This is a genomic window from Chryseomicrobium aureum (assembly GCF_016909155.1).
GTDB lineage: Bacteria > Bacillota > Bacilli > Bacillales_A > Planococcaceae > Chryseomicrobium > Chryseomicrobium aureum.
The window spans coordinates 39,769-65,870 of record NZ_JAFBFG010000010.1; the positions used below are offsets into that span (position 1 = coordinate 39,769).

The window sequence follows — 26,102 nt, forward strand, 5'->3', positions numbered from 1 at the left end:
CCTTCCTGTTTTTCGTAGTGATTTTAATCGTTTTGAAAATTATTCAATCAAAGACTACTTTGAAAAAAAGAGATAGTGTCAACTAGCCTCTCTGTATACAGGCAAATGTGATTTTGGTATAGTAAGGGCGTGAATAGGATTTCCTTCGGGGTCGGGTGCAATTCCCAACCGGCGGTGATGAGGCATGGCCTCTTAGTCCGTGACCCGGTTTCTGTGAAAAGAAAGCGGTGGATTTGGTGAAACTCCAAAGCCGACAGTAAAAGTCTGGATGGGAGAAGGAAAACACAACGTTTCAAAATCAACCGATTTTAAACGCTTTTTTGTGCTGCTTTTTTCTCCCTCACCTTTCAAAAGGTGGGGGTATTTTTGTGCATGACAAAAACAAGTCAAACAACAAGGAGGTTATGATGAACGATTATGATGACATGAAACTTGAATTCTCTTTACCAGAAGAACTATGCAGACAAACCATTCTTCACAACAATCCTTCTCTCACCACCCGACGACCCCGAGGTGGACACAACTCCATTCACATTGTGCTCAATTCAGAGCACACTTTCACACACTTTTAAATTTTTTCAAGATGGACAAGCACCTTCTTAGGTGGACACAACCAAATATGTAAAGGAGGCACACGAATGTTCACAGGCATCATCGAAGAACTTGGCGCAGTCCTTTCCATCAAAAAGACAGGCGAGGCCATGGAACTGACGATTTCTGCTGAAAAAATCCTGACTGACGTCCAGTTAGGTGACAGCATTGCCATCAATGGAGTCTGTCTGACAGTTACGCGATTCACAAACCATCAGTTTACAGTCGACGTCATGCCAGAAACGTATGCAGCCACAACAATCGGTCGATTGAATCGAGGCCAAAATGTAAATCTAGAACGGGCCATGGCAGCGAATGGTCGGTTCGGCGGACATTTTGTGACCGGTCACTGCGACACTGTTGGAGAAATTATAAACCTGCAGATGAACCAAAATGCATTGCAGATCACGGTTCAGTTCCCGGAGTCTTTCCGGAACTACGTCATTATGAAAGGGTCCATTAGCGTGGACGGGGTATCCTTGACCATTTTCGGTCTCACAGCGGATACTCTCATGATCTCGTTGATTCCACATACGGCCGAACAAACCATTTTACACACAAAACAACCAGGCGATCTCGTCAACCTGGAGTTTGATGTCCTCGGAAAATATATCCTTGGCGCAGCGCAACAAGAACGTCCAAAAAAATCAACGATGACGCATAGTTTTCTGCAAGAGAACGGCTATGCGTGAGGAGGAATGGACATGCAAGTAATCGAAGTGGCGTTAGAAGAACTGAAAAAAGGGCGTCCGATCATCGTGGTCGATGACGAGGACCGTGAAAACGAAGGCGACTTTTTAGCATTAGCAGACTATGCGACACCGGAACTCATCAACTTTATGGTGACAGAAGGAAGAGGCCTGGTCTGTGCACCTGTATCAAAGGAGTTGGCAGAGCGTCTTGAGCTTCCACCGATGATTGCTACTAATAAAGATCCGTATGGCACGGCATTCACTGTCAGCATCGATTCTGTGAAATCCACGACTGGAATCAGTGCACACGAGCGCGCAGAGACACTCAAACTGCTTGCAGATCCTGCAACGAAAGCTAGTGACTTTGTGCGTCCAGGCCATATCTTTCCGCTGATTGCAAAACCGGGTGGCGTGTTAGAGCGACCTGGTCACACAGAAGCAGCTGTAGAGCTCGCAACACTATGTGGGGCAGCGCCAGTCGGCATTATTTGTGAAATTATGAATCCGGATGGCACGATGGCACGACGTCCGGAGCTTGAAGGATTAGCTGACAAACATGGACTGGTGCTAATTTCAATTGAACATCTGCAAGCTTATCTGAAAACGAACCAACAAAAGCTGGACACTATCTTACACCTACAGGAGGAATTTTCATGAAACAGATTATCGAAGGACATTTAGTTGGAACGGATTTAAAAGTAGCAATCGTTGTGGCACGATTTAATGAGTTCATTACGAGCAAACTATTAGGCGGGGCAGAAGATGTATTACGTCGTCACGGAGTAAAAGAAGAAGACATCACGATTCTGTGGGTACCCGGAGCATTTGAGATTCCGCTTGCAGCGAAAAAGTTGGCGGATAGCGGGAATTACGACGCAGTCATCACGCTTGGGACAGTCATTCGCGGCGCTACACCACACTTTGATTATGTCTGTGCAGAAGTGGCAAAAGGCGTATCGGCTGTCAGTTTGCAGTCCGGTATTCCAACGGTCTTTGGTGTGTTGACAACAGAATCCATCGAGCAAGCAATTGAACGTGCGGGCACGAAAGCAGGGAACAAAGGAGCAGAAGCGGCTATCACGGCGATTGAAATGGCCAACGTCTACAAAAGCTTGAACTAAATGATTTGAACAAACACGAGCATCTTCGGATATTCGTGTTTTTTTGCATGTTTTCTCATGGTATGCTTGCATTATCAGACAGACCGACAAGTGAGGACAGGATATGACTTTAACGCTTACCGCAGTGACAGAGCAAAATCGTGTGTGGATTCCAGAGTATACATTCACAGAAGGTGTGACAGGGTTGTTAGTGGATATGAAACGAGCAGCATCTGTCATGCGCCAATTTGAAAAGTCTGCCTATGTCCATCAAGTGCAGGATGGGCATTATCCCCATCTGACCGTACAAGAAACCATTGCATACTATACCAAATTAGCAGAGGTTGAATGGTCCGTACCAGAATTATTGAAGACATTTGATCTTATTACAGAAGCACGTACTAAAGTAAAGAAATTATCCGAAACAAAACGCAACATATTGACGCTAATCAAACCGTACTGTTCACGTCATGACTGGGTAGTTATCGAAGAACCGTTCCACCGAATCGAACTAGAAGGGCGTCATGTAGTAGACCAAATTTTAAAAGGTATTGAGAGACAAGGAAAATCTCTAGTTTTGCTTAGCAGCAATTTAGAAGACCTTTTGCCGGTGACGGACAAGATTTATCGAATGGACGAACGAGGAATCCATAAATTGGAATTTAAAGATGAGACAGCTACTCAAAATGAAGAGCCAGCACAGTTCAAGGTCAATAAAATTCAAGTGAAACACCAAGACAAAACATTGTTGTTCAATCCACCAGAAGTCGACTATATAGAAAGTATAGATGGTACGGTTTATATCAATGTTGCAGGTGTTGCTTATACGAGTCCTTTGACATTAACGGAACTGGAAGTCCGGTTACAGCCGTATGGATTTTATAGATGTCACCGGTCATACATTGTAAACTTGCAAAAAGTACGAGAGCTAGTCAGTTGGACAAAAAATAGCTACAGTATCAAGTTGGATGTCGAAAAAACGACATTGGTTCCCTTATCTCGTGCCAAATTAAGTCCGTTAAAAGAACTTCTTGGCATATCATAATATTTCCTGGGAAATAATCGGCACCATTCATGTCGAAATTTCCACCATTCAGCAAATTTCGGAAACGATTCACCGCTAATCTACTGCGGGCCTCCCTATCTTTTCATACACTCAGTGTAGGAAAACAACAAAGGAGGCCATTTATATGTCGGTTACCATTAAAATGGAAAATGTGAAGAAAAGTTTTAGTCGGTTTGAAGCACTACGAAATGTAGACTTAGAAATTCAGTCAGGTGAGATTTTAGGTTTGCTTGGGCCAAGTGGTGCTGGGAAATCCACTATTATTAAAATCTTGACGGGTCAACTGGATCCATCATCAGGGACTGTGATGATTTTCGGTGAATCCAGTGAACAAGTGAAGCAAAGCAAGACCCGTAAACGCTTTGGTGTCTTAACGGATAACAGCGGCTTATATAAACGACTTACTATAGAAGAAAACCTAAAAATGTACTGTGACCTCTATGATCTTCCGGTGTCAGCAATGGATGAGGCACTTGAGTTTGTGAATTTGGTTTCTAGTAAGAAGAAAAAAGTATCAGAGTTGTCTCGCGGAATGATGCAGCGTGTCACATTGGCGCGTGCTATCCTTCATAAGCCAGAGCTTTTGTTTTTAGATGAGCCAACATCAGCGCTTGACCCAGTGAACACGCATCATATTCATGAGGGATTACGAAAGTTGAATGCAAAAGGCACAACGATTTTACTGACGACACATGATATGTATGAAGCAGAAGCGCTGTGCCACCGCGTTGCTTTTTTACACGAAGGAGAAATTCGAGAGAGTGGTTCTCCAAAAGAATTAAAAGATGCGTATCGCAATGATGTGATTGAAGTGGAATTGACGTGTGGCGAATCACATGAGTTACCAGTAAATCAAGTAGCGACAATGGACAAAATGAGAGAGTGGGCGGCGGCACAACGAATTCGTCGTATCCATTCTAATGAACCAACATTAGGTGATTTATTTATGCGTGTAACGGGGGGAGAATTATCATGAATGTATCTGTTAAACGAATCCAAGCAATCTTTGTAAAAGACTATAAAGAATTCTACCGAAATTATGCAATCTCGACGATGGTGCTTATGCCACTAGCACTAGCATTTATCTATAGTATGACAGGGAACATGGATCTTCAGAGTTTGTTCATGCCCATCAATTTAACATTTGCGATGATAACTGCGTTTATCCAGAGTTGTTTGATTGCTGAGGAGAAAGAACATAATACCCTACGTAGCTTGCTGTTGTCCCCGGCATCTATAGCAGATGTGCTGATTGGAAAGAGTGCTTTAGTATTTGTCATCACGGTGATCGTATTGGGTATGTGCATGTGGATTTTAGAGTTCTCACCTGCTAATTTAGCTGCGATGGGGGTTGCCCTTGTCTTATCTACACTATTCTATTTGGCCATGGGATTGATTGTAGGTTTATATACGAAGACAGTGATGGAAGCCTCAGTTGGAATTCTTCCTGTCATGATTGTATTCTCGTTTGGACCTCTTGTCTTGTTATTTGCGGATCGTTATCCGGTTCTAGAAGTATTTCAATGGTTGCCAAGTGCACAGTTGATTCTACTTGAGCAGTATAGTGTAACGGGAGCAACTTCTGATATCATTGTGTCTCTTGTGGTACTAGCCGTTTGGGCAGTAGTCGCTGTAAGTGTATCCGCTATATTATTTAAAAAACGTATGAGTGACGAATAGAAAAAAACACGAATCCTTGTGTAGGGTTCGTGTTTTTTAGTGCAAACTAGCATTGCCAAATGTACTCCAAATCGTCATTATAAAGAAAAGGGTTAGAAGTGTTAGTGATAGGTAGTAGTTACGGAATATACATCTCGTTGTGAGAAGTATTGTGTGCAGAGTTTGCAGCATTTGGTGAGTGTACACTGTTCGGGTTGGTGTCATGTGCTTTTCGCGACCTGAAGCTTCCGCGGCGTAGGTCAGCCAAAACGCCAAAAGTCAATACAGCGAGTAGAAATCCTAAAATATACATGAAATGCACTCCTTCCTACTTTCCTTTAGTATACCATTTTTTGAGAAATAAAAAGGATTTTGGGAACTTAAATGGAAATAATCCGTACAACAAGAAAAGAGGTATGATCAGATGGTCTTTTTAGCAATTGCGATAATCGCTTTTATAATCATTGCTGTTTTCACTGACATCTTCCAAAGAAGAAAATGAAGGGAGTTATGCACATGTGGACAAAATTAGTTTTTCGAAAAGATCAACTTGAAACACCAGAGGATCAATGGAATGCATCGATTGAAGCGATTGTAGAGAATGAAACGCCTGGTGATACAGAGATTACAAGTACCGCTTGGCATGCATATGCTTATTATTCAGAGATGGAATCTGGGGGCCATGAGGCATTCCTCTATCATTTTGACTATCGCTTTAAAGAGTTTGGTGCGAATACCTTTCTGAAAAATACCGTTGAAGCTTTAGGAAAAATCGGAGCTATGGAGCATGCGGCTAATTTGAAGCAGCATGGGTTGGAGTTATGGACAGTTTATACACAACTTGAGCAAGACATGCAGTTTGAAGAGGTTTTTTATGAGCGAATTGCAGCGGCCGATGAAGCGTATCATTCGTTTGACCCACCGCTACATGATCATTTAGAAAACTTTTTCGAGAAGAATTATCATCAGTTGATAGAGATTCGTGAGTAAGTAGGATAAGGAGTTGAGTAATTCGGGTATAGGGGTAGAATTGGACCAAATGAGGGGGAAATGAGATGAAGAAGAAATGGTATTTTCTGATGGGGTTTGCCACTGCACTGATTGTAATGCCGTTCATCACATCACTTGGAATTCCACGGTACGCCGATTTTTTGCAGGCGACATTTGGTGATTTTAAATTGCTAGCAGGTATATTTTCACTTAGTGTTTTAGTATTTTTAGGTGTGTTGTTAATGGATATGAAAGAAAATGTGAAGCAAGGAGATTAAATTGTGGGAGCAACTGTTATAAACGTAGGAGATGTAGTAGTTACATTTTTATATTTATTGATTGTTCTAGCTGGAATTTATTTTGTTGGAAGAATCATTTGGAAGCGATGCAAGTCAAATTAAAATCCAAGTACGTCCTGAGAATAGGAAGCGTACTTGGTTTTTTTATTTATACGTATTTCTCATCATAGTCACGAGATCGAATAGGCTGTCATTGGTTGTTGAATAGTAGAGGGAAGTGTCTACATCTTTTAGCTGATATCCATCAAGTGTTTCATAGACTTTGAATCGCGTGATGGATGAGTCTTCCGTATAAATGGCGAAGTCGAATAGTAGAGTGCCAGGTACTTCCTGCACTTCTTCTAACTGTAGTAGTAAGGAATGAAGTGTCGATTTCCATTTTCGATCTTCTAGAAGAATCTCTTTTGCTTCTGGTCGAGTCGGAAGCGTAGCCCGGAAAAGTGTTTCTTGATTTGTCTGTGCAATGACTGTTCGATACGGTTCAAGAGTGGAATAGGCGGAATTCCTATCGGACAGTGGTAGGAATGATTGAAACACTAGTATTGTTAGGACGCTAATTAATGCCATTCCAACGAAATAAGGTGTGAGTTTACGACGTTTTGGTAAACTTGTTTTCGACATCCTCAGAGAATTTATATGGCGATGCCTCACAGACTGATCCAATTCTTCAGCGGCTAATTCTTTAAATAAAGCGTCGAATGATTCTTTCATTTCGTCCCCTCCTCTTTTAAGAAAGTTTCCCTTAGCTTGGACAAAGCACGAGCAGATTTTGCTTTTACTTTGTCTTCAGACCATCCAAGAATTTCAGAGGTTTCACGTATCGACAACTCTTGGATTTTCCTGAGAATCAGGACTTCTTGATAGTCTTTTTTTAATTCGCCAAGTGCTTTATAGAGGAGACGAACATCTGCTTTTTGAATAGCATTTAATTCAGGTGTCTTAATAGTAATGGGCTCAGACCTTTTGCCGAACGCTAGAAAGTGTACGCGTTTGGTTCTTCTTATGTAGTCAATGGCCGTATTTCCTGCGATTTTTAATAACCAAGTGCGTAGAGAGGATTGTTGGTTAAACTGATGAAGTGAACTATGTACTTTTAGGAAAGTATCATGCGTCAAATCTTCTGCAACCTCTTTATTACGCAGTAAAAATAACAAATAGCGATAGACATCGTCTGAATAAGACTCATATAGGTCAAGTAAATCTATTGAGTTTCTCATGAAAGCCTCCTTTAGAAGACTAGACGAACGAAAAAATGAAAAGAGTCGGTATGGATGACAAAATTTAATTTAAATTTCGATACTACTTATGAATTCTAAAAGGTGCCTTGAATAATTTTCTGGCTGATCGCGATGAACAAGGTGGCCAGCGGATGGGAGGATTGCAAGTTGCATTGCGGGCTGAAGACGCTTGAATTCCGCAGCGGCCTCCACTTCATGTAGTAATTCATCTCCCATTATGCAAAAAAGAGGCGTTTCCATAGAGGCAACTGACTTTAGTTGCTCGTAAGGATAAAAATCTGCTGTATTAAATGAAGTCAGCAAAGCCTTCCAATCATTGTCGGTATGCAGTTCAGTCAAGATACGAGAGATTTCCTCGTCTTTAAAAAGTGTTTCATAATGTGCTTGCTCTTCTTGTAATCGCTCCGAATAATCTTCTCCCATAGTCGGTGAAATTCCTGAAAATGTAGCGGATACTACTAGTTCAGGATATCTTTTAGCAAACAAAACTGCTGCAACGCCACCAATTGAAACCCCAGCAACATGGCATTTTTCGATTCCTAGATGTAGTACAGTTTCTTTCAGATCTTCTACAGTACGATTAAAAAACTGATCAAACGGTCCAACAGATTTTCCGTGACCTCTCAAGTCAGGCCGAATCACGCGGTACCCTCTTTCTGCTAAATAGCTACTTTGTTCTTCATACTCCGAATCCCCAGTCATCCCACCAGAATGAATAAGTACGATAGCAGTGCCTTGTCCTTCTTCAGTTGTGTGTAAAATCATTGCGTACACTCCTTAACTTTTTTGCACAACTCAATTCTATTAGTAACTTTTCCTATCCTACCAAACCAATTAGCGCATCACTAGTATCTTTGGAAATATATTGTAACGATAACGATGAAAAGGTATGATGGATTTAAGGTCATTGAACGAAAATTCACGCAATTTTTAGGGGAGGAATTGAACGTGACACTATTTGAAGTGCTTAAAGGCGCAGAAGCATTTACATACGAAGGTGGAAACAAAGGTGTTTTAGTTTCCCACGGGTTCACAGGGACAACGCAAAGCATGAAGCCACTTGCAGATGCTTTCGTTAAAGCGGGTTATACAGTTTCGATGCCGAGACTGAAGGGACACGGGACGCACCATGAAGAAATGGAAACTTCGACTTATCAAGAGTGGATTGATTCGATCGAAGAAGCTTACGCTTGGCTAGCGGAACGCTGCGACACTATCTATATGACGGGACTTTCCATGGGAGGGACTTTGACGCTCTATATGGCGCAACATCATCCGGACTTAAAGGCGATTTCGTTGATCAATGCAGCGATTGAAGTGCCAGCGATGGAAGGGGTTAAACAGCTTCCTGCAGAAGTGCGCTTTTTGGATGCAATCGGTTCCGATATCAAAAAGCCAGGTGTGGTGGAACTTGCGTATGGGAAGACGCCGGTTGCTGCAGTGAAACAATTACTCACTTTTATGGAAGAAGTGAAATCTGGACTTTCAAGCGTGCAGTGCCCAACGATTATTTTCGTGGCACCAGAAGATCATGTTGTCCCGCCTACAAATAGCCAGATAATCTTTGATACTATCGCTTCACGTGACAAAGTGTTAGTCGAGTTGCCGGAAAGTTATCATGTGGCAACGTTAGATAACGATCAAGAAACTATTATTCAAAAGACATTGGCGTTTTTTGAGGAGCAGGTTTAAAAAGGAGAATTAGATGCAGTACATTTTAGAAGAAATTATTGAAATTATGCATAATGATTATGCCGGTTTTCAGGACAAAAAAGGGTGGGACCGACCAGATATCTACCGAAAGAAATTAGCTGAGCTGAAAGCAAATGAATCAATGTCCGATGCAGATTTTGAAGAACTAATTAAAGAATATTTAAGTGATTTTGAAGACAAGCACATGTTCTTTAGTAAGACTGACAAAGTTGAACAAAGCCAAAAAGAAGTAGGCTTTCAAGTTCGTCGCTATGAAGACCACTTATATATAACTTCGGTTACACAAGAACAAAAGCTTACAGTTGGTATGAAGATTGAGTCGATTGATGGGCTGACAATACCTACTTTGGCAGAGAAATTTAAGAAAACGTTTAAAGAAAATCTGCATGAGAGACAGGACTGGAATAAAGTTCTTTTAAGTGCAACTAAAGTTAACGTAATCACGCTTGAGCATGAAACTAAGGAATTTCAACTTACTAAATTTGAGAAACAAACTCGAAAATCAATTTATGAAATAAAAGTAGAAAGCGGAATAGCCTTCATTACATTTACAGATTTCTTAAATCCTGATGCGGTTGTTAAATTAGTTGAGGACAATCGCATGTTACTAGAAACAGTAGATGCTTGGATAGTTGATGTGCGTGTAAACTATGGCGGAAGTGATAGCAGCTTTTTTCCTCTGCTTCCCTACATAATGCCCCCTGAAGGTGTAGACCTTACAAATACAGATGAAAAAATGCTGTTCAATTGTACAGAAGCAAGTGCAAAAAGAGAATTACGTTTGCTCGAGCAACAACTCGCTGAAACAGAGGATGAGCAGGCTCGACATTTTCTTGAGGTATTTAAACGCGAATGGACAACAAATAGAGGGAAAGGCTTTGTTGAATTTGATTTCAGCGATATTTTACCAGACCTCTTTATAAAAGGAACGGATAATCCGAAGCATGTCATTGTACTTTCAGATTATATGTGTGGTAGCTCTGGAGAATCGTTTGTGGAACTTTGTAAAATGTCCTCTAAGGTCACTGTCATTGGACGGGCAACATTGGGATTAAATGATTATGCCAACCTATCAAGCGTAATGTGGGAAGAGGGTTTTGAATTTATGTACCCTACTTCCCGACTTTCCCGAATTGACAAGAATAATGGAATGACTGGAATTGGCGTATTACCAGATATCTCTATTCCATGGACACCACTACATCTAAAAGCTGATGTTGACATGAAAAAAGCACTTGAACTCATTGGAAATGTGAGTGGAAAGTAAATGAAATTAGCTTATAGAGAATCAGGTAGTGGAGAACCGCTTGTATTTTTACACAGTGGTTTAGAAACTTCCTCAACAGATTTTATTTACCAACAAAAATACTTCCGTCAATTCTATAAAGTACTAGCTTTTGATTTACGAGGCCACGGAGATTCACAGTCAACGAACTTCTCAAATTTCTTTGAAGACAGTGTACAAGATCTTTTTGAAACACTTTCGGAAATAGGGGTAACGCAGATTCATTTAGTCGGTGCGTCTCTCGGAGCTCTTGTAGCTATTTACTTTTCGAACCGGCCCGCTAGGGTTACGAAGAGTTTAATCATTTCGGGAGTTACACCAACGAAACCGGAGAACTAGAATGACCTTCATTTAAGACAGAAGGAAAATCAAAGGATGTTGTTAGAAAATCAAGAAACCGTAAACTATTTTAACACTCTTCATAAATCTGATTGGCGTGAATTTCTAACTTTAGCTAAAGATGAAGACTGGTATCCCTTTGAGGAAACGAGCAAGCTAAAAGATAATAAATGTCCGGTATTAATTATTTCAGGAAATCAACTTCCTTCTGAAACTGCGAGTCACGCAATATACAAAGGTGAAGAACACATACAGGTAGAAATCTTGCCTAACGCGGGTCATCTAGTGCACCAGCAGCAACCCGAATTTTATACGAAGAGTGTTACTCGATTTTTAAATGACAGTGTTTAACCAATGAGGGGAGTTAAGGATGAAATTATCAGGACTACTAGCAGCCACGGGTTTTTTGGTATGCGGGGCAAGTGTTTTACTAACCATTATGACCTTTGTATCTTATAAATCTGGCAACGGACTGACGCTACTGATTTCCGCACTGGTTTTTCTCAATGGACTCATTGCCATTGGAGTTGCAATCATCTCATTTCTAACTATTTTAGTATTTCTAGTCAGTTATGAACTCTATAAGCCAGCATACACTTACGAAGAAGCCCAACAGCGTGTGGGAGCGGAGTATTCGCTAGCCATTCGTGACAGTCATTTTAAGACGATTCAAATCCTAGATACAAATTATGAACATTACCGAGTGGCTGCTGGTGAAGAAGGACAAATACAAGAGTTTATGATTGATCCAAAAACAGGCGAAATCAAAGCTCTCAAAACAGACGACTTAGTAGAGGTAACATCTTGTAACTCGGTTGAATCCACTACATTTTAAAGGACGAAAGAACAATGAAAAAATTCAAACAAATGTAAGAGGAGAACACGATGGGGATTAGAAATTCTGCAAAAGCTGTCATAGTAAAAGATGACAAGATAGCACTCATAAAAAAACACGATGAAGAGGGTTTCTTTTATATCTTTCCAGGTGGAGGGCAAGAGAAAGGAGAAACCCTTAAAAGTGCAGTGATTCGAGAGTGTTTAGAAGAGTTAGATGCGGCTGTTCAAGTACAAGAACTGATTCATATTCGAGAATACATCGGGGAAAACCATGAATTTGCTCACTTTGATAAGGGCGTTCATCAAATTGAGTTTTATTTTCTATGCAGTATAGTTCGTGAAAATGTGAATGGCGCCCCTGTACAACCTGATACGGATCAAATTGGTGTTGAGTGGATTCCACTAACTGATTTACATAAATCTCGTGTATATCCAAAAGCGATAGTAGAGGTGTTACAACGAGCAGAGAAGACTGAGGTTTATTTAGGGGATGTGAACTAGAGTAGACATGGGAGATGAATTGTCATGAGAAAAATCGGAATCTTGCTCAGCGGATATTTAGTAATTGGAATCTCTAGCATTTCTTACATATTTACAGATGCAGAAGCTCGAACAGGTGCAAATGAGTACTTTTCTTTACTGCAGGTGACGGGAATCATCTTCATAACCACAGGGTTTTTGTTCATAGTACTTCAAGTGAAAAATAGACTCACCGTTAAATCACTTACATTGTGGGGAACCGCTTTTAGTTTGCTTTACCTACTTGGAATAAGTTTTTATATTTCTGATCGACCGATTTATAAACATTCCGACTCTCTTGCCCTGGTAGAAAGAACTTACAATGTTGAGGTGGCTGCTAGTGGTCTTTTTTTGATTGAGGATTCTACTTCAGGAAGAGTGAACTATTATTTTTCAAGTGTAAGTAGTGAAACGAGTTACATAGTAGACCCCTATACTGGTGAAATTGCTATTGATAAGTAACTCTACTATTTGTTAGTACTGAAACTTAATTGTAGCTATCTTTGAAGAGTAAACAGAAAGTAGGGCTGTGATGTGACTAGTATCAAAATCTTTATAATCAAACTTCAAAATTATAATCGCGAGCAATTAGTCTTCAAGCCGAGTTCTACTGAATGGTCAATTGTCCAAGTCTATGATCACTGTATTGTTGTGGCGCATGAATATTGTGAAGCTGCAGAAAATTGTCTAGCAGGTAAAGGGGAACTCCAGACTGGTAAAACAAAATTTGGAGAAGAACTCTTTGAACGTGGTGGTTTTCCGCCTATCAAAATTACACTTCCAGACGAGATGAATCAAGCACCAGATAATAGCTACACTCGAGAAGAGTTGGTGATTCAATTAGAGACCTTGACTCAACGAATTGAGGCGTTAAAGGGTCAAATTGAGCTTGCTCAACCCACTCTTGCTGTGCGGCATGGGGGATTTGGGTGGTTAACGGCAGCGGAATGGCTCGCACTAGTGGATATGCATTTTACTCACCACTTGCGACAACTTGATACATTAGAAACACATTGGAGGAGCCATACTTGATCGAAGAACTTATCATCTTTTACTACGGATTACCACTTATCCTAACCTTGTTATTTTTCCGAACGATTCTATGGATTGCTAGAGATATTCAGTCAGGAAACGCTGACAAGCTTTCTTCTACCATTGGAACGATTCTTGCAGTCGCTTGGGTATTTTCATTGATGCTTTCTGCGCTGCTCATGTTTGGATAGTCTATATGGTGCCTGTCACCATTTACCATATGTTTCCAAAAGGTGCCTGTCACCATTTGCCATTTACACCCAAATACATAATTGAAATCGAGGCTATTATGAAGAAGATTATTCTTAAGCTAGTCGTGGTGTTTGCCACATTTTTTATCACATGGACAATAATGAATACCCAACCCGTACAATCCTGGTGGATGAAAACTATATTTGAGCTTTCGTTAGGTGACGAAAAAGAACAACTGGAGACTTTCCAATACGACCATGTAACCATATATACAGATCAACCAGAACGCATTATGGAACTATTTGAACCAAACTTAGATGAAATCGACCAACTCTCAAGTGCTTGGTTTGAACCAGCTTCGAAAGACTATCCTGAGGTAACTATGTATGCAATTGAACCAAATCTAGTGATGAATATTATGCTAAAGGGTGCTAATGGGATATATATTCCCTCAAGTGAAATCATGCTTTTGAACATGAACCTGGATGACGATAGAATTTTGCACGGGTATGCGCACGAATATGCGCATTACCGTATGTTCAACTATTTGGAAGAGTTAGATGTCAGTTATAAAAAAGTTCCGATGTGGTTCCATGAAGGGGTGGCAGAAGCATTCAGTCATCGTTTTGCCCCGTTGCCTTTTGCGGAGGTAATGAATGAATGGGAAGTCGATGCGTTTTTTGAAAAAGAAGCGACGGATCGCTTGATAAGTGACGAATACATCATGAGCCAATATCTTATAGAATATCTTCTATACGCGAAAGGTGAAGAAGCTGTGCATACAGTTTTGAGTAACCTGACAAAATCCTCTGATTTTGAAACCGTCTTGGAAGAGCAATTGAACTATACATATACAGATTTGAAAGCTTATTTAGCAGCAGAAGATGAGGCGGTAGAAGACTTGATGTATAGAACGGAAGCAGAATTAGGCAACGAGCAGTTTCAAGCGGAAGTTCTTGCTTTCCATGAAAGAAAGAAACCTTATTACTACAATGCGCAATTGGTGACGAATATACTTTTTCAAATGTATCAAACAGACGAAAAATGGCTAGAGATGGCAGAGTTGACCGAATATCGGATGAACTACGTACAACGCGACTTCTATAGTTACCAGTGGGCAGCGGATTTTGCAAAAAAAGCAGGTAATCTAGAGAAAGAAGCGTACTATCTAGCAAAGGCAGAAGAGGAAAAGGCAAAGGAAGAGCCTGTACAAGAATAAAAATTTCCATCAACCTCCTAAAAGGTGACAGGCACCGATTACCACTAAAAGGTGACAGGCACCGATTACCAACAGGCACCGATTACCATTACTTCCCCTTTAATTATCTTATTCTTACCTATGATTCAAGTAGCAACATTTCGCCATGACGCGCAGAATATTTTAATGACGTTTCCAATGCTTAATTACTATCTTTTATCAGCAGCTGCAATTTTATTCATTGGTTGTCTAGCACTGTTAGCATATAAGCGAACAAAACCCATCTATTTTGCAGTAAGCGGAATGGTGATTGCTGCAGGTTTTCTGACGTATGCATCAGGTCTCAGCTACATTCAAATCCATGAAGAGTTCGTCCATGTGACGGAGCTGAGAGAAGAAACTACGCTTTACATGAAAGATATGGAGACAATCATTTACGAGTATGGAATCGAAGAGAATGGACAGTACATATTTATTCCTAAAGAAGGAGATCAGTTGATTTTGGAGGATTCGCCGCTAGTGACAGAGGACAAACGTCGCAAACTTTACCGCATAACGGGAGAGCATGGTATTGAGTATATTGTGCGGGAGATGGAGGGGGCTAAATGAAGATTAATCACTACCGTATCACCAAATACAATCCGATCTTTCGCGATGAATTTGGTGCTTACACGAAGCCCGAATGGACAGGTATACACGACATCGGAAAAACATGTGATGGCCAAGTACTGACGAGAAAAGACTATTTAAAAGTTGAATCAGCTTACAGTGAGACTGTCATGAAATTTTTAAAAGAGGCAAAAATTGATAAGGTGCGTACGATTTTGCCGGATAACGAGAAACGTATTGTGATTGAAACTGACACAACGGAATTGTTTGAAGACGACTTCAAAGGTTTCGTTTTAGAAGACGATGCATTAGTAAACAATGAAGATGTTCCTCTTATATGCAAACTAAATTTACGCGATTTGGCCTATTGCGAGCTCATTTCCGGTGACAACTTTTTTGTTCATTTTGGGTACGACTATTACATGTTTATAGGTGTGAATCAAAAGTATCCGGAAGCAATCGAGTTTGCGATGCAGCAAGGCCTTTTTGTCGAAGAAATAGAGTCACCCTATTTTATTTCTGAGGAAAATACGACTCGGACCATAAGCTGGTCTAAAAAAGGCCACTCTATAGTAGAGGAGGAACTGGTACTTCCTAAACTCTCGCGTGAGGATTTGCAAAAAACCTTCGGATTGTCTAGTGAACATCCAGTTTTAGGTGCTTTCAAAATCACCCCTTCAAATAACAAGATTTTCACAGATTTTATAAACTTCGATTTTGATCAATTTGATTATTGGCTGTTTTGTGGGGATTAAGTTTGATGTTGCGGATGGGAGGTGCTGATGTAAGGTGCCTGGCACTGAAAAACAAACTAAGGATTGAAAAAGCTGTTTTTTCCAACCGTTCCCAAATGGTGCCTGTCACCTTTCGTAAGTAAATGATGACAATGGACTGCAAGTTCTTCGCTATGAAAATGGAGTGTTTGAAGGGGCAACAGTGCGCTTTACTACACCAAGCGGAACTACATGGACTGCAAGTTTCAAATATAATCTAGTCGAGCGAGCTAATCATTTTCAAGTGATCTCAGGGTTTTTAGAAGGTGAAGAAAAAGCAATCTATGATTTTGAAGGACAAGAAATGATTATAAAACGATAACAAAAGGCTTGGTTCTCACATTCGAGAGCCGAGCCTTTATTTTAATACGCATTCAAAAGTTCATCCAATTCTTCCGGATTTGCGATTGGTCCTTTGAATGAATGCAAAACAATGCCTTCCTCGTCCAAAATATACGAAGTCGGGAAGGCAAGAACTTCATAGAGTTTTTCTACCTCCCCGTTTGGATCCAGAACAATTGGGAAAGTGAGCTGATACTCGTCTACAAAATCTACGACATCTTGGTTAGAGCGCTCTCGTTGCGTCATATTGACAGCGACAACTTCATAATTCGACTGTTCTGCATAGTCATCGTAATACAGTTGCATATGCGGCATTTCGTCTTCGCAAGGTCCACACCAAGAAGCCCAAAAATTTAAGAATACTTTTTTCCCCTTAAAATCAGACAAACGGATAACATCCCCGTCGAGTGTCTCTAGCACAAAATCAGGCGCTTGGTTGCCGGTCTGTATGCCATCATTAAATGACTCCATTGGTAGAATCCCACTTTGATCTGCAACCATCCCACTTGGATATTCCTCTTCACCGAAATTCGTTTGAATCATGACTACCACTAAATATGCGAGCAGAACGATACTGAGCGTTGCCGCTACTTTTCGAAAAATCTTCATACTCAATCGACTACTTTCTTAGAATGTTTATACTGTAAATACCTGTAATTCAAGTGTATATCATATCAATGAAAGAGTCACTAATTTCCAGGGAACTCCTAAATGGTGACAGGCACCAAATGCCATCTGTTCCCATTTGGTGCCTGTCACCTCAAAAAAACACAAAAAAATCGAGCTCATTGAAGAGCCCGAAATTCTTTACTTTTCCAGAATAAGAGGACTGTAGCGAAGAGCCCGATTACGGCAACTCCAGCTAAAAGGGAATGGATCGATACCGAGAACGCCACTAAGATGGAGAGGGCTGCAAAGGCAATTGGTTCGAGACCAGAAGCGGCAATAGAAATCAAGCTCATCACTCGTCCAAGTTTGTCTTTTTCCGTTACTTCTTGAATCATCGTGACAGTCGGTAGATGCACCATCATCATCATCAGACCGCTGAGAGCCGAGAATGCGGATAATAGCCATATGGATTGCAGTTGACTGAAAACGAGAAGGAACAAGAAAGCTGAGAACATTGCGCCAAAGACGATTTTTCCGCGATTTCTTTTAAAGTTCCATAACACGAAAGCTACACTAGCCACGAAAGTACCAACCGCTAACCCACCTTCGACAATGCTAAGATGGAAAGCTGTACCGTTCAAACTGCTGACGATGATTGGAATGCTCAGGATAATGGGCCCGATGATCAACAAATTCACGATTGAAATCGATAATGTTCCAGAACGGTGAATAGGAGATTTGCGGATGTAACGGAGTCCTCCAAGTAAATCTTCGTGCACACTTCGTAAATTTAGGCTGGCCTGTTTTTCCGGGATAAAGTCTTTGATCCATGGCGGGAAAACAAGGATCGCCGCAATCACAATAAGTATAGCAGCGACACTAAAAGCCAACGTGAAGTCCCCGATTGTCAGCAAAATTCCTGCAATGAACGGGCCGAACACAAAAGCTAGTTCACTCGAACCCTGAACAAGAGAGTTGGCGCGTTGTAACTGAGGACCTTTCACCAAGTGTGGCACGAGTGAACTCATCGCTGGATAGAAGAAGGCATCTAAAAATCCAAACACGAAAGAAAGCACAAGTAACGGCACAAGCGTCAGAGTTCCTGTGACGTACATCGTGACCATGATGCCCATCAACACGGCTTGCCCGAGGTTAGTCACGAACATCAATTTTGATTTTTGCATCCGGTCAGCGAGCACGCCGCCAAGGACCATCATAATGACACGAGGCACAGAGACGGCGGTCAACACGAGACCGAGCGCGCCAGGTAGTTTCAATTCTTGCACTGTAAACCACGAGACGGATAAAAAGAATATGGAAAATCCAAGGGATACGGTGATGACCGAGCCCCAAAGGAGTGTAAAAGGACGATTTCCTAGTAATTGTTTCATTGTTTCACCTGTTTTCTCGTATAACTCCATTCAACTTTGATATGGCATTATACATTTGTTGAATGTCTTGCGTCTCGAGATGGACGTAATATTTTTCCGTCATCTGTTTATCGAGTTGATCAAGACCTTGTTGGTATTTCTTTGCTTTGGCAGCAGGAAAGATGAGGCGTTCCCGCTTATTTTCTGGATTGATCTCACGCTTTACAAACCCATCGTTTTCAAGCTTCGTAATCATTTGACTCACGGCGCTTTTGGAGACACCAAACTCTTCGACGAGGGAAGTGACGGTAGTTGGAGCGTGCGAATTGCAAAAAATCACATACGCTTCCTGCACAGGTGTAAGATCAAATGGCACAAGATTTGCCACATCACGCACTAACAGTCGGTTCATTTCATCTATAGATTTATGCAGGTCTGCAACCAGCTTATATACATCAATCAAACTATCACCAGCTTTCGAATTAATAGTTTAGTTGACTTAACTAAACTCTATGGACCTATTCTATAGAGGTCTCTCAAAAAGGTCAAGCAGCTGCTCTCGGAAACTTTTTTGAAGTTCATACGTAAAACTACTAAGACCAATCGAAGAAAGGGCGAGGAAACATGCAATTTAACGAACAAGAATTCAATGACATTTATGATAAAGAGATACGCGAAGTCAATGCACAACTCGATAACGAAATTCTTTTTGTTCTTATTGGGGACGTGAACGCGGGGAAATCGTCCACTGTAAATCAAATTATGGGGGAAGACGTGGCGTCAGTTGGCGCGCAACCTGGAGAGACGACGGCTATCAAGAAATATGTATACAAAGACAAGATCGTGTTTGCAGATACACCAGGGCTTGATGATATCAATAAGAGCAATTCCGAGGAGACGCTGAAATACTACAAAGAAGCAGACGTTGTGTTGTTCTTCTTGAACGCAGCAGGAACTGTTCTGTCAGATGGGGAAAAGAAGGCACTTCAAGACGTGAAGAAGACCAACAAGGAAATCATTCTTGTGCTGAACAAGATTGACGCAGCCGATGATATTCCGGGTCTCGTCCAGTACATTCGAACGAATACTAACAACGAATTTAAAGTCGTGCCTATCTCGTCGCGCACGGGGGAGAACATGCAGCAATTGCGTGATGCGATCTTGGATATTTTGCAGACGAAAAAAAAGGACCTTCTCTTCGCGAAAGAATTAAAAGCAAAATCCGCAGTCGCAAATAGATGGATCATCGCAGCATCGACGTCAGCAGGAGTCATTGGCGCTGTTCCACTCCCTGGGGCAGACATCGTGCCACTGACAGGCGTACAGGTTGGCTTGATGGTGCGACTGGCAACACTTTATGACAAGCCGATTTCGAAAGAACGCGCAAGAGAACTGGCGATTGCTACTTTGACCGGAAACATTGGAAAGAGCATCTTCCGCCAAGCAGTCAAAGTCGTACCAGGCGCCGGCTCTGCAATCGGTGGAGGCGTCGCAGCTTCTCTGACACTCGCGCTTGGATACGGAATCAAGTACGCGTACGAAAACGATATTGAGTTGAATGTCGAGTTCTTAAAGAACTTCGCCAGCAACTTCAAAGACAAGAATCCAAACACATAAGACAAAACCATCTTGCGAAGAGTGATGGTGTCCATGAAGAAAGCCCTCCGGAACATGCGTCCAGAGGGCTTTTGTGATTTTTAGGATGCCCAAGACCTTGCTAGGAAGATCTTGAGAAATCAGGGTTGGGTGTTTGAATTAGTTTCCATAATACGACTTCTGGCTAATGAATAGTTAATTTTGGCTAATAAAATCCCAATTATGGCTAATGAATTGCTAATCATGGCCAATAAAACCCGAATCATGGCTAAAAAACGGTCGCTCAGATTCTAGAGTGGCGTTCTCCACATCTAGAGTAATCGAGTTCCAAACGCCAGAAATACGCTGCGGAATCAGCCGCACCCACAAAGGCTAAAGTACGCCTTCATGGGCACGTCTGATTTCCTCGGAATTTCTAGAGTGGCGTTCTCCACATCTAGAAGGCCCCCGACCCACCTCCGCCACCACCGACTCCACCGCCCCCGCCAGAGCTAACGGAACCGCCGCTCGCACTTGCGCTAGTCGATGTGTTCGCTGCGACAAAGATGGTCATCAAGAACATTGGGTTCATCACAAAGTTGTTATCTTGACTGACTGCACTTGCCATCGTAAATGCTTCTGCTTTCTTTTCCGCTGTCTTCGAATCACTTCCTAGCAAATACGCATAGGCACGTTTTCGCTCATCTTCCGTCAATGCTTTCCACTCATCTTCTGTTACTTCCGGAAGAGATTTCTTCAACGCGCGCCATTCTCCACGGATCAAGTGACCGTCCACTGAGATCGGCGAATAGAGAAGCTCAAAAATGAAAGCCGCGGATGCCAAGAAGATAGAAGCGGCCATCCATGGATAGACTTCATAGATGCCTGTGTATACTGCCAGTCCAACAAATAAAGCAGAAAGAGCCCCAGCGATCCAACGAACCATTGGGCGTTTTTCATAAAAATCATGCAAGAGCACTTCTGCACGAACGCCTTTTGTCCATTTCGCAATGGCTTCGTTATAGGCCGAATGATTGATTGTTTTACTCGTAAACTCTTTTACTTGTGATAAGGTGAACCGTTCGCCATCCCCAATGCGGTCGACGAGAAGAGTTAGTAATGTTGCTTCATGGTCATGTTCTGTCGTTCGATTCACGAGCACAAACTCGTCTTCAGAAACTTGCGTTAAGTTCCCTTTCCGTACCAAATCAAGTATTGCCGCTGCCGTGACATGCGGAGAGAGGAAAGGGGAGTTCGTGAAATACAACGTTCCTGGAATGCTCAATGTTTCTTTTGGAACGAAGAAGCCATTCACATTGCTCGTAGCCGCTCGCTTTCGATTAAATGCTGAGAACCAGGCAAAGAACAAGCCAATCAATAAAATCGTACCGGCACCAGCAATAATTGGTACACCCACTGAAATCGCTGTCTGCTGATTCGCTGCAAAGGCTGCTGCTTCTTCCTCAAGTTTTGTCCGGTCCGCTGCCAATTCGTCTCGAATAGTCCCATTTTGAGCTGCAACCCCCGGGAATAGTTCCGCATCGAAAATTGCGCGGACGTCTCCGTTTCGGCCGTCACGCACAGTGCCCATCTCGAACCGCACACTACCATCACTCACAATTCGCTCAGACCCATAGGCTTCGTCATACCCGAGTGCTTCCGTGTCAGTCGACGTTTGTGGTGGCGTCACGATAATCGTCATGTCTTCATAAGCGGACTCGTTGCTGTCATCAAAGAACGCATAATAGAATTGTGCGCCGTCTTCAAACTTTTCTACAGCATTTTCTACTGTGTACGACAAATCAATTCTAATGGTCTCGCCATCATCACCTGCTCGGTAGATCCGGAATTCTCCGTCTTCGAACTCCGTGCGCAATTGTGTTCCATTTTCGGAAGCTGTAAAATTCTCAATCGCTGTTCCTTCTTTGGCAATCAAGGAGCGCGTAATTCCATTAAAGTCGTCTTCAAATGTATAGGTGAACGTTTCCGTGACTTGGGCAGTTCCATTTTCTTCTAACTGAACATCGATCAATACCGTGTCAATTTCAAAATCAATCGCAAAGGCTTGGAGCGGGAATAGCCCCGTCATGAGTAGCGCGAATAGGATTGGAAGGAGTAGCTTTTTTGTCATTTGTTATCACCTCTTCCCTTTATTTACGAATAAGCTGAAAAAAAGTTTCGGGTAAAGAAGTGTGTAAGTTCCTTAGGATATTTTTGGAGATAAAAGGATTTTGAGACTTTTTCTAGAATAAGAGTAGAGATGGGATTTATTCGATAAGAATTAGTGAAGGGGGGAAAACCACTTGAAGAAAGTAAAATATATTTTTGTGTTGCTACCAGTTCTTTTAATTGTGCTTATAGTCACCACTAACTCTATTGCTTCCTCTCAGTCTTTTAAACTCACAAATTCAGTTACGAGTGGGCCTTGGGTGCTGAAGTATGAAGTCACTAAAAAGGGGAAAGAGAATTGGCAGCTTGATCAATTCCTGTTTAGTAGAGGCGAGGTTAAAGTTCGAGAACTCATTATGTATACAGAGTCATCAAACCTTGGTTCCGACGAAATAGGTCGTACAGAAATGAAAAGTGTGGACCATATAACGTTTACAAATCAACTTGCGAGTAGCTCAGAATATGTAGGGTTGTCGAATACAAGTAGAGTGGATGAAGAAGAAATGCGCCAAATTTTATCAAAGCTGACTACAACTATCCTTTGGAAAGAGGAAGGACAGGGAGAACAAGAACTAAAAATTACTCTGGGTGAATAGAAGGGGGCATAAGTAAAACGATGAAAAGTAAAGAAGCTCAATACAAAATTTTAAGCATTATTTTAGCAATTGCACTGATTGTAGTAGTATCCATGCAGGTATTTACATACCCTAGCAATTCTTTAGAGTTACATAGTTGGTTACTGAATGAAGAAAATCTAGCATCACTGGATGACGAAATTTTCCTAACTAGCACCGGCAAAACGGCTGAGGAAATTCGAAATATTTATAGTTCCAATAACCCGCATCAAGTGAACCAGTTTACATTTATAAATATGAGTGGTGGAGCACGATCTTTACTAATTGAGACTTCTCCAGGATATGAGAAGTTCAAGGTCATTCGTGTGATTGAATTGAATGAGGAAGTAGAGGCGTTTTTAGAAAGCTCTCTAGAATAATAGAAACTCCCAAGGAAGATTTCAATGAAGTAGCTAACTTCACTTATGAAATCTTCGCTGGGAGCTTTTTTCACTCCGGCATTTGATTTAAATAATACTCTCGGCCATTCGCATCTTTGATGATGCGCTTTCCGACCTTTTCAAATTCTAATGAGTCTTCGTCATCTAGTTGAATAAAGTATTTAGTGTCTTCTACAGTGATTTGAGCTTTTGGAAACTCTAAGTAAATCTCGTCGGTACTGTTGAACCCTTGTTCAAATAGATAGTCATCCAGCACTGAAAGAGTACCATCTCTCATTCCGAGGGACCTCATATAAATAACAATCCCTTTTGCATTATTCCCAAAAATTTGTCCGCCATCGATTTGGAATCCGTAATCAAAATCCTCTACACGGGCTACTAAAAACTCTGCTTCCTCGATATACTGATCCGTACTAAACACATTGCCCTCGCTATCCTCATACAGTCGTGGTCCCGTTTGAATGAGCTCAAAAATTAATTCTCCTGCACTGTAAATCACAAATAAGGACTTATCTCGTTCTACATCAATATCTGTATACGTCATTTCAAATGTGCCTTCAGCCGGCATGTCGGCTGGATTGATCCACGGACGAACAGCGCTCATTGTAGGATCAGTCACAATGACCAGATTTCCATCGATGAAGTGGAACGAGTCGCCTGAATTCGTATGTCCACGAAAAATCATACCTTCAAAGATATGAGCGTCTTCTATGACAGAAGCGGTAGATTGCTTTGTCGGAACTGTCGCTTGTTCCGATGTGAGAGTTGCCTGCAACCAAGTAGTTGTGCCTAATAGAATCGCCAGTACAAGTGTAGCGGCAGCCACAACAGCGAAAGCGGAGAAGGGCTTTTCCTTACGCGTATAAAGAGCTTCCCGAACGGCTTGCTTGGAAGTGGAATCAAATTTAGCCTGTTCGAAAACTGTTTCATCCATAGCTTCTTTAAGGTTGTTTAATTCGTTCCCCATACAAAATCCTCTCCTTTCAACTGGTGGTGTAGTTCCATTTTTGCTCGGCGCAATCGTGTATGGAGGGTGGCTTCTTTTACTTTCAGCACTTCGCTCATTTCTCGGACTGTTAATTCCTCATAATAATAGAGGAAAATTACTTCACGATAACCTTGCTTTAGCGCCAAAACAGCTTGGCTGAGCTGCGCGTTGGAAGAACTCGTCGTGAGCATATCTTCCGCCGATTGAGTTGTCTCGGTCGAGTGTTTGGAATCGAGTCCAGTCACACGGCGAAACCACGATGACTTTAAATAATCTTTCGATTGATTGATCGTCAGGCGAATCAACCAGCCTCGCACGGAATGCAATTTTTCGCGCTTTGAATAGTAATGATACGCTTTGACGAACACATCCTGCACCACGTCTTGCGCGGTCGACCAGTTCTTCACATAGGTGTAAGCTAGCTTTGTCATCTCTAAGCCATATGTATCCATCAGGTCATCATGCCATAGATGTTGCTGATGGGTCGCTTCTTTCGTTTGCCTCAGTTCTTCCATGAATTCCACCTCTTTACATATATAACGATTGAGAAGCAGAAATACTTTCAACTTCGCCAAAGTTTTATAAAAAAAAAACGGCCTCGCAAATGAAGGAGGCCGCTCGTGTGAATCTACGCTGTTCGTGGTTTACGGAAAGCAATTGCTGTCGCTATCGCCAATAGTCCAGCAAAGATGGCTACTGGTAAAGCGCGTGCAGATAAAGTCTCCGTTGTGTAATCGGAAAAATAGATAATGAGTAAACTGATGCAAGATAGAAGAAAAATTGTTGCGAGTCCCCAGTTGATAATGTGCGTGTTCATTTGCCAGTCCCCTTTAGTGAATAAGATAAAAACCTTTTTTAACCAATATTCCTACTATTTCCATCTTATACATAGAGGGTAATTCTGTAAATAATTACTTTAATCCATCTCCATTTGCTTCAACGAAACGCCATCTTTTGTCTTCCATTCCGTCAGACCATTCGCTTTTCCGCCAATGACAAATGCTGCCGCGAAGGAAGGGCTTGGGAACAAGACGTCTTCAAGCAAAATTCCCGATTCATCGATCTTCGCTTTCATACGTCGCTCAATGACATTCGGCTGCAAACTCTCCGTGTCTTCTTTTTCAATCAAGCTGCCTTTTAATACGACGAATCCTTCATTGGTCTGCTTGCACGTCGCATGAACCGTCACACCACTTTTTCGGATGGTGCGCGATAAATAAAGCGTCAAATCTTCTTCGGAATGAGAAAGGACCGTTTTCGTCGTCACGACAGGTCTCTCTGTCAACGGCTCAAACAATTTATGACCAAGTGTCCCCATCATCAGTTTTGCATTATCAATGAATTCCTCCAGCTCACTTTCTTTTTGCTCCGTGATATTTCCAGGAGTCGGATTGTTGCCGTTTTTCACGACGTAACGACCGGCATCTTTGGCCAGAAGATAGAAGCGATTCTCCAAGTAACTGATTTCTGTGGGACCAAACGAATTATTCGAAGTCGTGAAAATCACAGCCTCTGTCCAATAATCTTTATCTGCATTTCGCTTATGTTCAATCAAACGACTCAGCAAACCATCGCCATTTCTGCGCACGCCAGCTTGTCCAACATACACCACATCTTCATTGGTCTCTTCACTTGTTCCAAATAAAAAGTACACGCCTGTCTGCGCAAGTTCTGCACGATCTTTCGAATTCTCCAGCTCTGTTCGTGGAATCTTAAACGCAATCCCTGTCCAGTTGGCCAATGTACAGATGATTCGTCCTGTAGGATTGCCATCCATTAAATATAAATTGATACTCTTCCCGCGACTTTGCATTCCCTAACCTCCGTGATTTCTACTACAAATTTTTTAATCCTTCCTACAACGACCAAGGAAACGGAAGGGTTTTACTTTCTTTTACAACT

Annotated in this window: 36 protein-coding genes and 1 riboswitch; of the genes, 24 read left to right on the forward strand and 12 right to left on the reverse strand. The window is 41.7% G+C overall.

Features of this window, described 5'->3' with window-relative positions; translation table 11 throughout:
- Positions 1–137 precede the first annotated feature (137 nt).
- A riboswitch (FMN riboswitch) is annotated at positions 138–284 on the forward strand.
- 354 nt (positions 285–638) lie between these two features.
- The 6 genes from ribE to JOD03_RS08495 all read left to right on the forward strand — a co-directional run bounded on the left by ribE (position 639) and on the right by JOD03_RS08495 (position 5,129).
- Positions 639–1,283 carry a riboflavin synthase gene (gene ribE, locus JOD03_RS08470; protein WP_204590412.1) on the forward strand — a complete coding sequence of 215 codons (645 nt, stop codon included), beginning with the start codon at positions 639–641 and terminating at the stop codon, positions 1,281–1,283.
- Between the two features lie 12 nt (positions 1,284–1,295).
- On the forward strand, positions 1,296–1,940 hold the full coding sequence (gene ribB, locus JOD03_RS08475) for a 3,4-dihydroxy-2-butanone-4-phosphate synthase (RefSeq protein WP_275580378.1): 645 nt from the start codon (positions 1,296–1,298) through the stop codon (positions 1,938–1,940).
- Positions 1,937–2,404 (forward strand): 6,7-dimethyl-8-ribityllumazine synthase, encoded by a 468-nt coding sequence (gene ribH / locus JOD03_RS08480; protein ID WP_204590414.1) that lies wholly within the window; start codon positions 1,937–1,939, stop codon positions 2,402–2,404. Before ribB ends, ribH begins: the two co-directional genes overlap by 4 nt.
- Before the next feature lie 103 nt (positions 2,405–2,507).
- Complete coding sequence (locus tag JOD03_RS08485; RefSeq protein ID WP_204590415.1) at positions 2,508–3,428, forward strand: LytTR family transcriptional regulator DNA-binding domain-containing protein; 921 nt, start codon at positions 2,508–2,510, stop codon at positions 3,426–3,428.
- A gap of 145 nt (positions 3,429–3,573) precedes the next feature.
- Positions 3,574–4,425: an ABC transporter ATP-binding protein gene (locus JOD03_RS08490; RefSeq protein ID WP_204590416.1), complete on the forward strand. Its 852-nt coding sequence runs from the start codon at positions 3,574–3,576 to the stop codon at positions 4,423–4,425.
- On the forward strand, positions 4,422–5,129 hold the full coding sequence (locus tag JOD03_RS08495; protein ID WP_204590417.1) for an ABC transporter permease: 708 nt from the start codon (positions 4,422–4,424) through the stop codon (positions 5,127–5,129). The genes JOD03_RS08490 and JOD03_RS08495 overlap by 4 nt, the downstream gene beginning before the upstream one ends.
- Positions 5,130–5,247: 118 nt before the next feature.
- Here the strand turns inward: JOD03_RS08495 and JOD03_RS08500 are convergent, their stop codons facing one another.
- A complete protein-coding gene (locus JOD03_RS08500) occupies positions 5,248–5,421 on the reverse strand; it encodes a hypothetical protein (protein WP_204590418.1) in 174 nt (57 codons plus the stop codon).
- Positions 5,422–5,624: 203 nt separating this feature from the next.
- Here JOD03_RS08500 and JOD03_RS08505 point away from each other — a divergent pair, with 203 nt between their 5' ends.
- A complete protein-coding gene (locus JOD03_RS08505; protein WP_204590419.1) occupies positions 5,625–6,098 on the forward strand; it encodes a DMP19 family protein in 474 nt (157 codons plus the stop codon).
- Between the two features lie 65 nt (positions 6,099–6,163).
- On the forward strand, positions 6,164–6,376 hold the full coding sequence (locus JOD03_RS08510; RefSeq protein WP_204590420.1) for a hypothetical protein: 213 nt from the start codon (positions 6,164–6,166) through the stop codon (positions 6,374–6,376).
- Positions 6,377–6,541: 165 nt separating this feature from the next.
- On the opposite strand, the gene JOD03_RS08515 is transcribed toward JOD03_RS08510, so the two are convergent.
- The 3 genes from JOD03_RS08515 to JOD03_RS08525 form a co-directional block, all read right to left on the reverse strand.
- Positions 6,542–7,108, reverse strand: coding sequence for a hypothetical protein (locus JOD03_RS08515; protein WP_204590421.1), 567 nt, complete (start codon positions 7,106–7,108; stop codon positions 6,542–6,544).
- On the reverse strand, positions 7,105–7,614 hold the full coding sequence (locus JOD03_RS08520; protein ID WP_204590422.1) for an RNA polymerase sigma factor: 510 nt from the start codon (positions 7,612–7,614) through the stop codon (positions 7,105–7,107). The genes JOD03_RS08515 and JOD03_RS08520 overlap by 4 nt, the downstream gene beginning before the upstream one ends.
- Before the next feature lie 69 nt (positions 7,615–7,683).
- A complete protein-coding gene (locus JOD03_RS08525; RefSeq protein WP_204590423.1) occupies positions 7,684–8,400 on the reverse strand; it encodes an alpha/beta fold hydrolase in 717 nt (238 codons plus the stop codon).
- A 183-nt stretch (positions 8,401–8,583) separates the two neighbouring features.
- Between JOD03_RS08525 and JOD03_RS08530 the strand changes: the two genes are divergently transcribed.
- The 13 genes from JOD03_RS08530 to JOD03_RS08590 all read left to right on the forward strand — a co-directional run bounded on the left by JOD03_RS08530 (position 8,584) and on the right by JOD03_RS08590 (position 16,454).
- Positions 8,584–9,327: an alpha/beta hydrolase gene (locus tag JOD03_RS08530; RefSeq protein WP_338032456.1), complete on the forward strand. Its 744-nt coding sequence runs from the start codon at positions 8,584–8,586 to the stop codon at positions 9,325–9,327.
- Positions 9,328–9,340: 13 nt separating this feature from the next.
- The gene (locus JOD03_RS08535; RefSeq protein WP_204590425.1) at positions 9,341–10,615 is read left to right on the forward strand and encodes a S41 family peptidase; all 1,275 of its coding nucleotides are present in this window, start codon (positions 9,341–9,343) and stop codon (positions 10,613–10,615) included.
- Positions 10,616–10,972, forward strand: a complete 357-nt coding sequence (locus tag JOD03_RS08540) for an alpha/beta fold hydrolase (RefSeq protein WP_204590426.1) — start codon at positions 10,616–10,618, stop codon at positions 10,970–10,972.
- Positions 10,973–11,008: 36 nt separating this feature from the next.
- Complete coding sequence (locus JOD03_RS08545; protein ID WP_204590427.1) at positions 11,009–11,323, forward strand: alpha/beta fold hydrolase; 315 nt, start codon at positions 11,009–11,011, stop codon at positions 11,321–11,323.
- A 19-nt stretch (positions 11,324–11,342) separates the two neighbouring features.
- On the forward strand, positions 11,343–11,807 hold the full coding sequence (locus JOD03_RS08550) for a hypothetical protein (RefSeq protein ID WP_204590428.1): 465 nt from the start codon (positions 11,343–11,345) through the stop codon (positions 11,805–11,807).
- A 50-nt stretch (positions 11,808–11,857) separates the two neighbouring features.
- On the forward strand, positions 11,858–12,310 hold the full coding sequence (locus tag JOD03_RS08555) for an NUDIX domain-containing protein (protein WP_204590429.1): 453 nt from the start codon (positions 11,858–11,860) through the stop codon (positions 12,308–12,310).
- A 24-nt stretch (positions 12,311–12,334) separates the two neighbouring features.
- Positions 12,335–12,790 (forward strand): hypothetical protein, encoded by a 456-nt coding sequence (locus JOD03_RS08560; RefSeq protein ID WP_204590430.1) that lies wholly within the window; start codon positions 12,335–12,337, stop codon positions 12,788–12,790.
- Positions 12,791–12,862: 72 nt separating this feature from the next.
- Positions 12,863–13,360 (forward strand): DinB family protein, encoded by a 498-nt coding sequence (locus tag JOD03_RS08565; protein WP_204590431.1) that lies wholly within the window; start codon positions 12,863–12,865, stop codon positions 13,358–13,360.
- Positions 13,357–13,551 (forward strand): hypothetical protein, encoded by a 195-nt coding sequence (locus JOD03_RS08570; protein ID WP_204590432.1) that lies wholly within the window; start codon positions 13,357–13,359, stop codon positions 13,549–13,551. The genes JOD03_RS08565 and JOD03_RS08570 overlap by 4 nt, the downstream gene beginning before the upstream one ends.
- Positions 13,552–13,742: 191 nt before the next feature.
- Positions 13,743–14,771: a hypothetical protein gene (locus JOD03_RS08575; RefSeq protein ID WP_204590433.1), complete on the forward strand. Its 1,029-nt coding sequence runs from the start codon at positions 13,743–13,745 to the stop codon at positions 14,769–14,771.
- Positions 14,772–14,948: 177 nt separating this feature from the next.
- Positions 14,949–15,359 carry a hypothetical protein gene (locus tag JOD03_RS08580; RefSeq protein WP_204590434.1) on the forward strand — a complete coding sequence of 137 codons (411 nt, stop codon included), beginning with the start codon at positions 14,949–14,951 and terminating at the stop codon, positions 15,357–15,359.
- Positions 15,356–16,114 carry a DUF7683 domain-containing protein gene (locus JOD03_RS08585; protein WP_204590435.1) on the forward strand — a complete coding sequence of 253 codons (759 nt, stop codon included), beginning with the start codon at positions 15,356–15,358 and terminating at the stop codon, positions 16,112–16,114. Before JOD03_RS08580 ends, JOD03_RS08585 begins: the two co-directional genes overlap by 4 nt.
- Positions 16,115–16,295: 181 nt before the next feature.
- Positions 16,296–16,454: a hypothetical protein gene (locus JOD03_RS08590; RefSeq protein ID WP_204590436.1), complete on the forward strand. Its 159-nt coding sequence runs from the start codon at positions 16,296–16,298 to the stop codon at positions 16,452–16,454.
- A 41-nt stretch (positions 16,455–16,495) separates the two neighbouring features.
- Here JOD03_RS08590 and JOD03_RS08595 read toward each other — a convergent pair whose 3' ends face one another.
- The 3 genes from JOD03_RS08595 to JOD03_RS08605 all read right to left on the reverse strand — a co-directional run bounded on the left by JOD03_RS08595 (position 16,496) and on the right by JOD03_RS08605 (position 18,916).
- On the reverse strand, positions 16,496–17,083 hold the full coding sequence (locus tag JOD03_RS08595) for a peroxiredoxin family protein (protein WP_204590437.1): 588 nt from the start codon (positions 17,081–17,083) through the stop codon (positions 16,496–16,498).
- A gap of 176 nt (positions 17,084–17,259) precedes the next feature.
- Entirely contained in the window at positions 17,260–18,474 is a 1,215-nt protein-coding gene (locus JOD03_RS08600) for an MFS transporter (RefSeq protein WP_239584911.1), read from the reverse strand.
- A 4-nt stretch (positions 18,475–18,478) separates the two neighbouring features.
- Positions 18,479–18,916, reverse strand: a complete 438-nt coding sequence (locus JOD03_RS08605; protein ID WP_204590439.1) for a MarR family winged helix-turn-helix transcriptional regulator — start codon at positions 18,914–18,916, stop codon at positions 18,479–18,481.
- A gap of 161 nt (positions 18,917–19,077) precedes the next feature.
- Between JOD03_RS08605 and JOD03_RS08610 the strand changes: the two genes are divergently transcribed.
- The gene (locus tag JOD03_RS08610) at positions 19,078–20,070 is read left to right on the forward strand and encodes a YcjF family protein (RefSeq protein WP_204590440.1); all 993 of its coding nucleotides are present in this window, start codon (positions 19,078–19,080) and stop codon (positions 20,068–20,070) included.
- A gap of 415 nt (positions 20,071–20,485) precedes the next feature.
- Here JOD03_RS08610 and JOD03_RS08615 read toward each other — a convergent pair whose 3' ends face one another.
- Positions 20,486–22,159: a DUF2207 domain-containing protein gene (locus JOD03_RS08615; RefSeq protein ID WP_204590441.1), complete on the reverse strand. Its 1,674-nt coding sequence runs from the start codon at positions 22,157–22,159 to the stop codon at positions 20,486–20,488.
- Between the two features lie 172 nt (positions 22,160–22,331).
- Here JOD03_RS08615 and JOD03_RS08620 point away from each other — a divergent pair, with 172 nt between their 5' ends.
- Both JOD03_RS08620 and JOD03_RS08625 read left to right on the forward strand, forming a co-directional pair.
- Entirely contained in the window at positions 22,332–22,793 is a 462-nt protein-coding gene (locus JOD03_RS08620) for a hypothetical protein (protein ID WP_204590442.1), read from the forward strand.
- Positions 22,794–22,813: 20 nt separating this feature from the next.
- Positions 22,814–23,191, forward strand: coding sequence for a hypothetical protein (locus JOD03_RS08625; RefSeq protein WP_204590443.1), 378 nt, complete (start codon positions 22,814–22,816; stop codon positions 23,189–23,191).
- Positions 23,192–23,261: 70 nt separating this feature from the next.
- Here the strand turns inward: JOD03_RS08625 and JOD03_RS08630 are convergent, their stop codons facing one another.
- The 4 genes from JOD03_RS08630 to JOD03_RS08645 all read right to left on the reverse strand — a co-directional run bounded on the left by JOD03_RS08630 (position 23,262) and on the right by JOD03_RS08645 (position 26,013).
- Positions 23,262–24,179, reverse strand: coding sequence for a helix-turn-helix domain-containing protein (locus JOD03_RS08630; RefSeq protein WP_204590444.1), 918 nt, complete (start codon positions 24,177–24,179; stop codon positions 23,262–23,264).
- Positions 24,164–24,715 carry a sigma-70 family RNA polymerase sigma factor gene (locus tag JOD03_RS08635; protein WP_204590445.1) on the reverse strand — a complete coding sequence of 184 codons (552 nt, stop codon included), beginning with the start codon at positions 24,713–24,715 and terminating at the stop codon, positions 24,164–24,166. Before JOD03_RS08635 ends, JOD03_RS08630 begins: the two co-directional genes overlap by 16 nt.
- Positions 24,716–24,828: 113 nt before the next feature.
- Positions 24,829–25,017: a hypothetical protein gene (locus tag JOD03_RS08640; protein ID WP_204590446.1), complete on the reverse strand. Its 189-nt coding sequence runs from the start codon at positions 25,015–25,017 to the stop codon at positions 24,829–24,831.
- 99 nt (positions 25,018–25,116) lie between these two features.
- Positions 25,117–26,013 carry a GIY-YIG nuclease family protein gene (locus tag JOD03_RS08645; protein ID WP_204590447.1) on the reverse strand — a complete coding sequence of 299 codons (897 nt, stop codon included), beginning with the start codon at positions 26,011–26,013 and terminating at the stop codon, positions 25,117–25,119.
- Positions 26,014–26,102 lie beyond the last annotated feature (89 nt).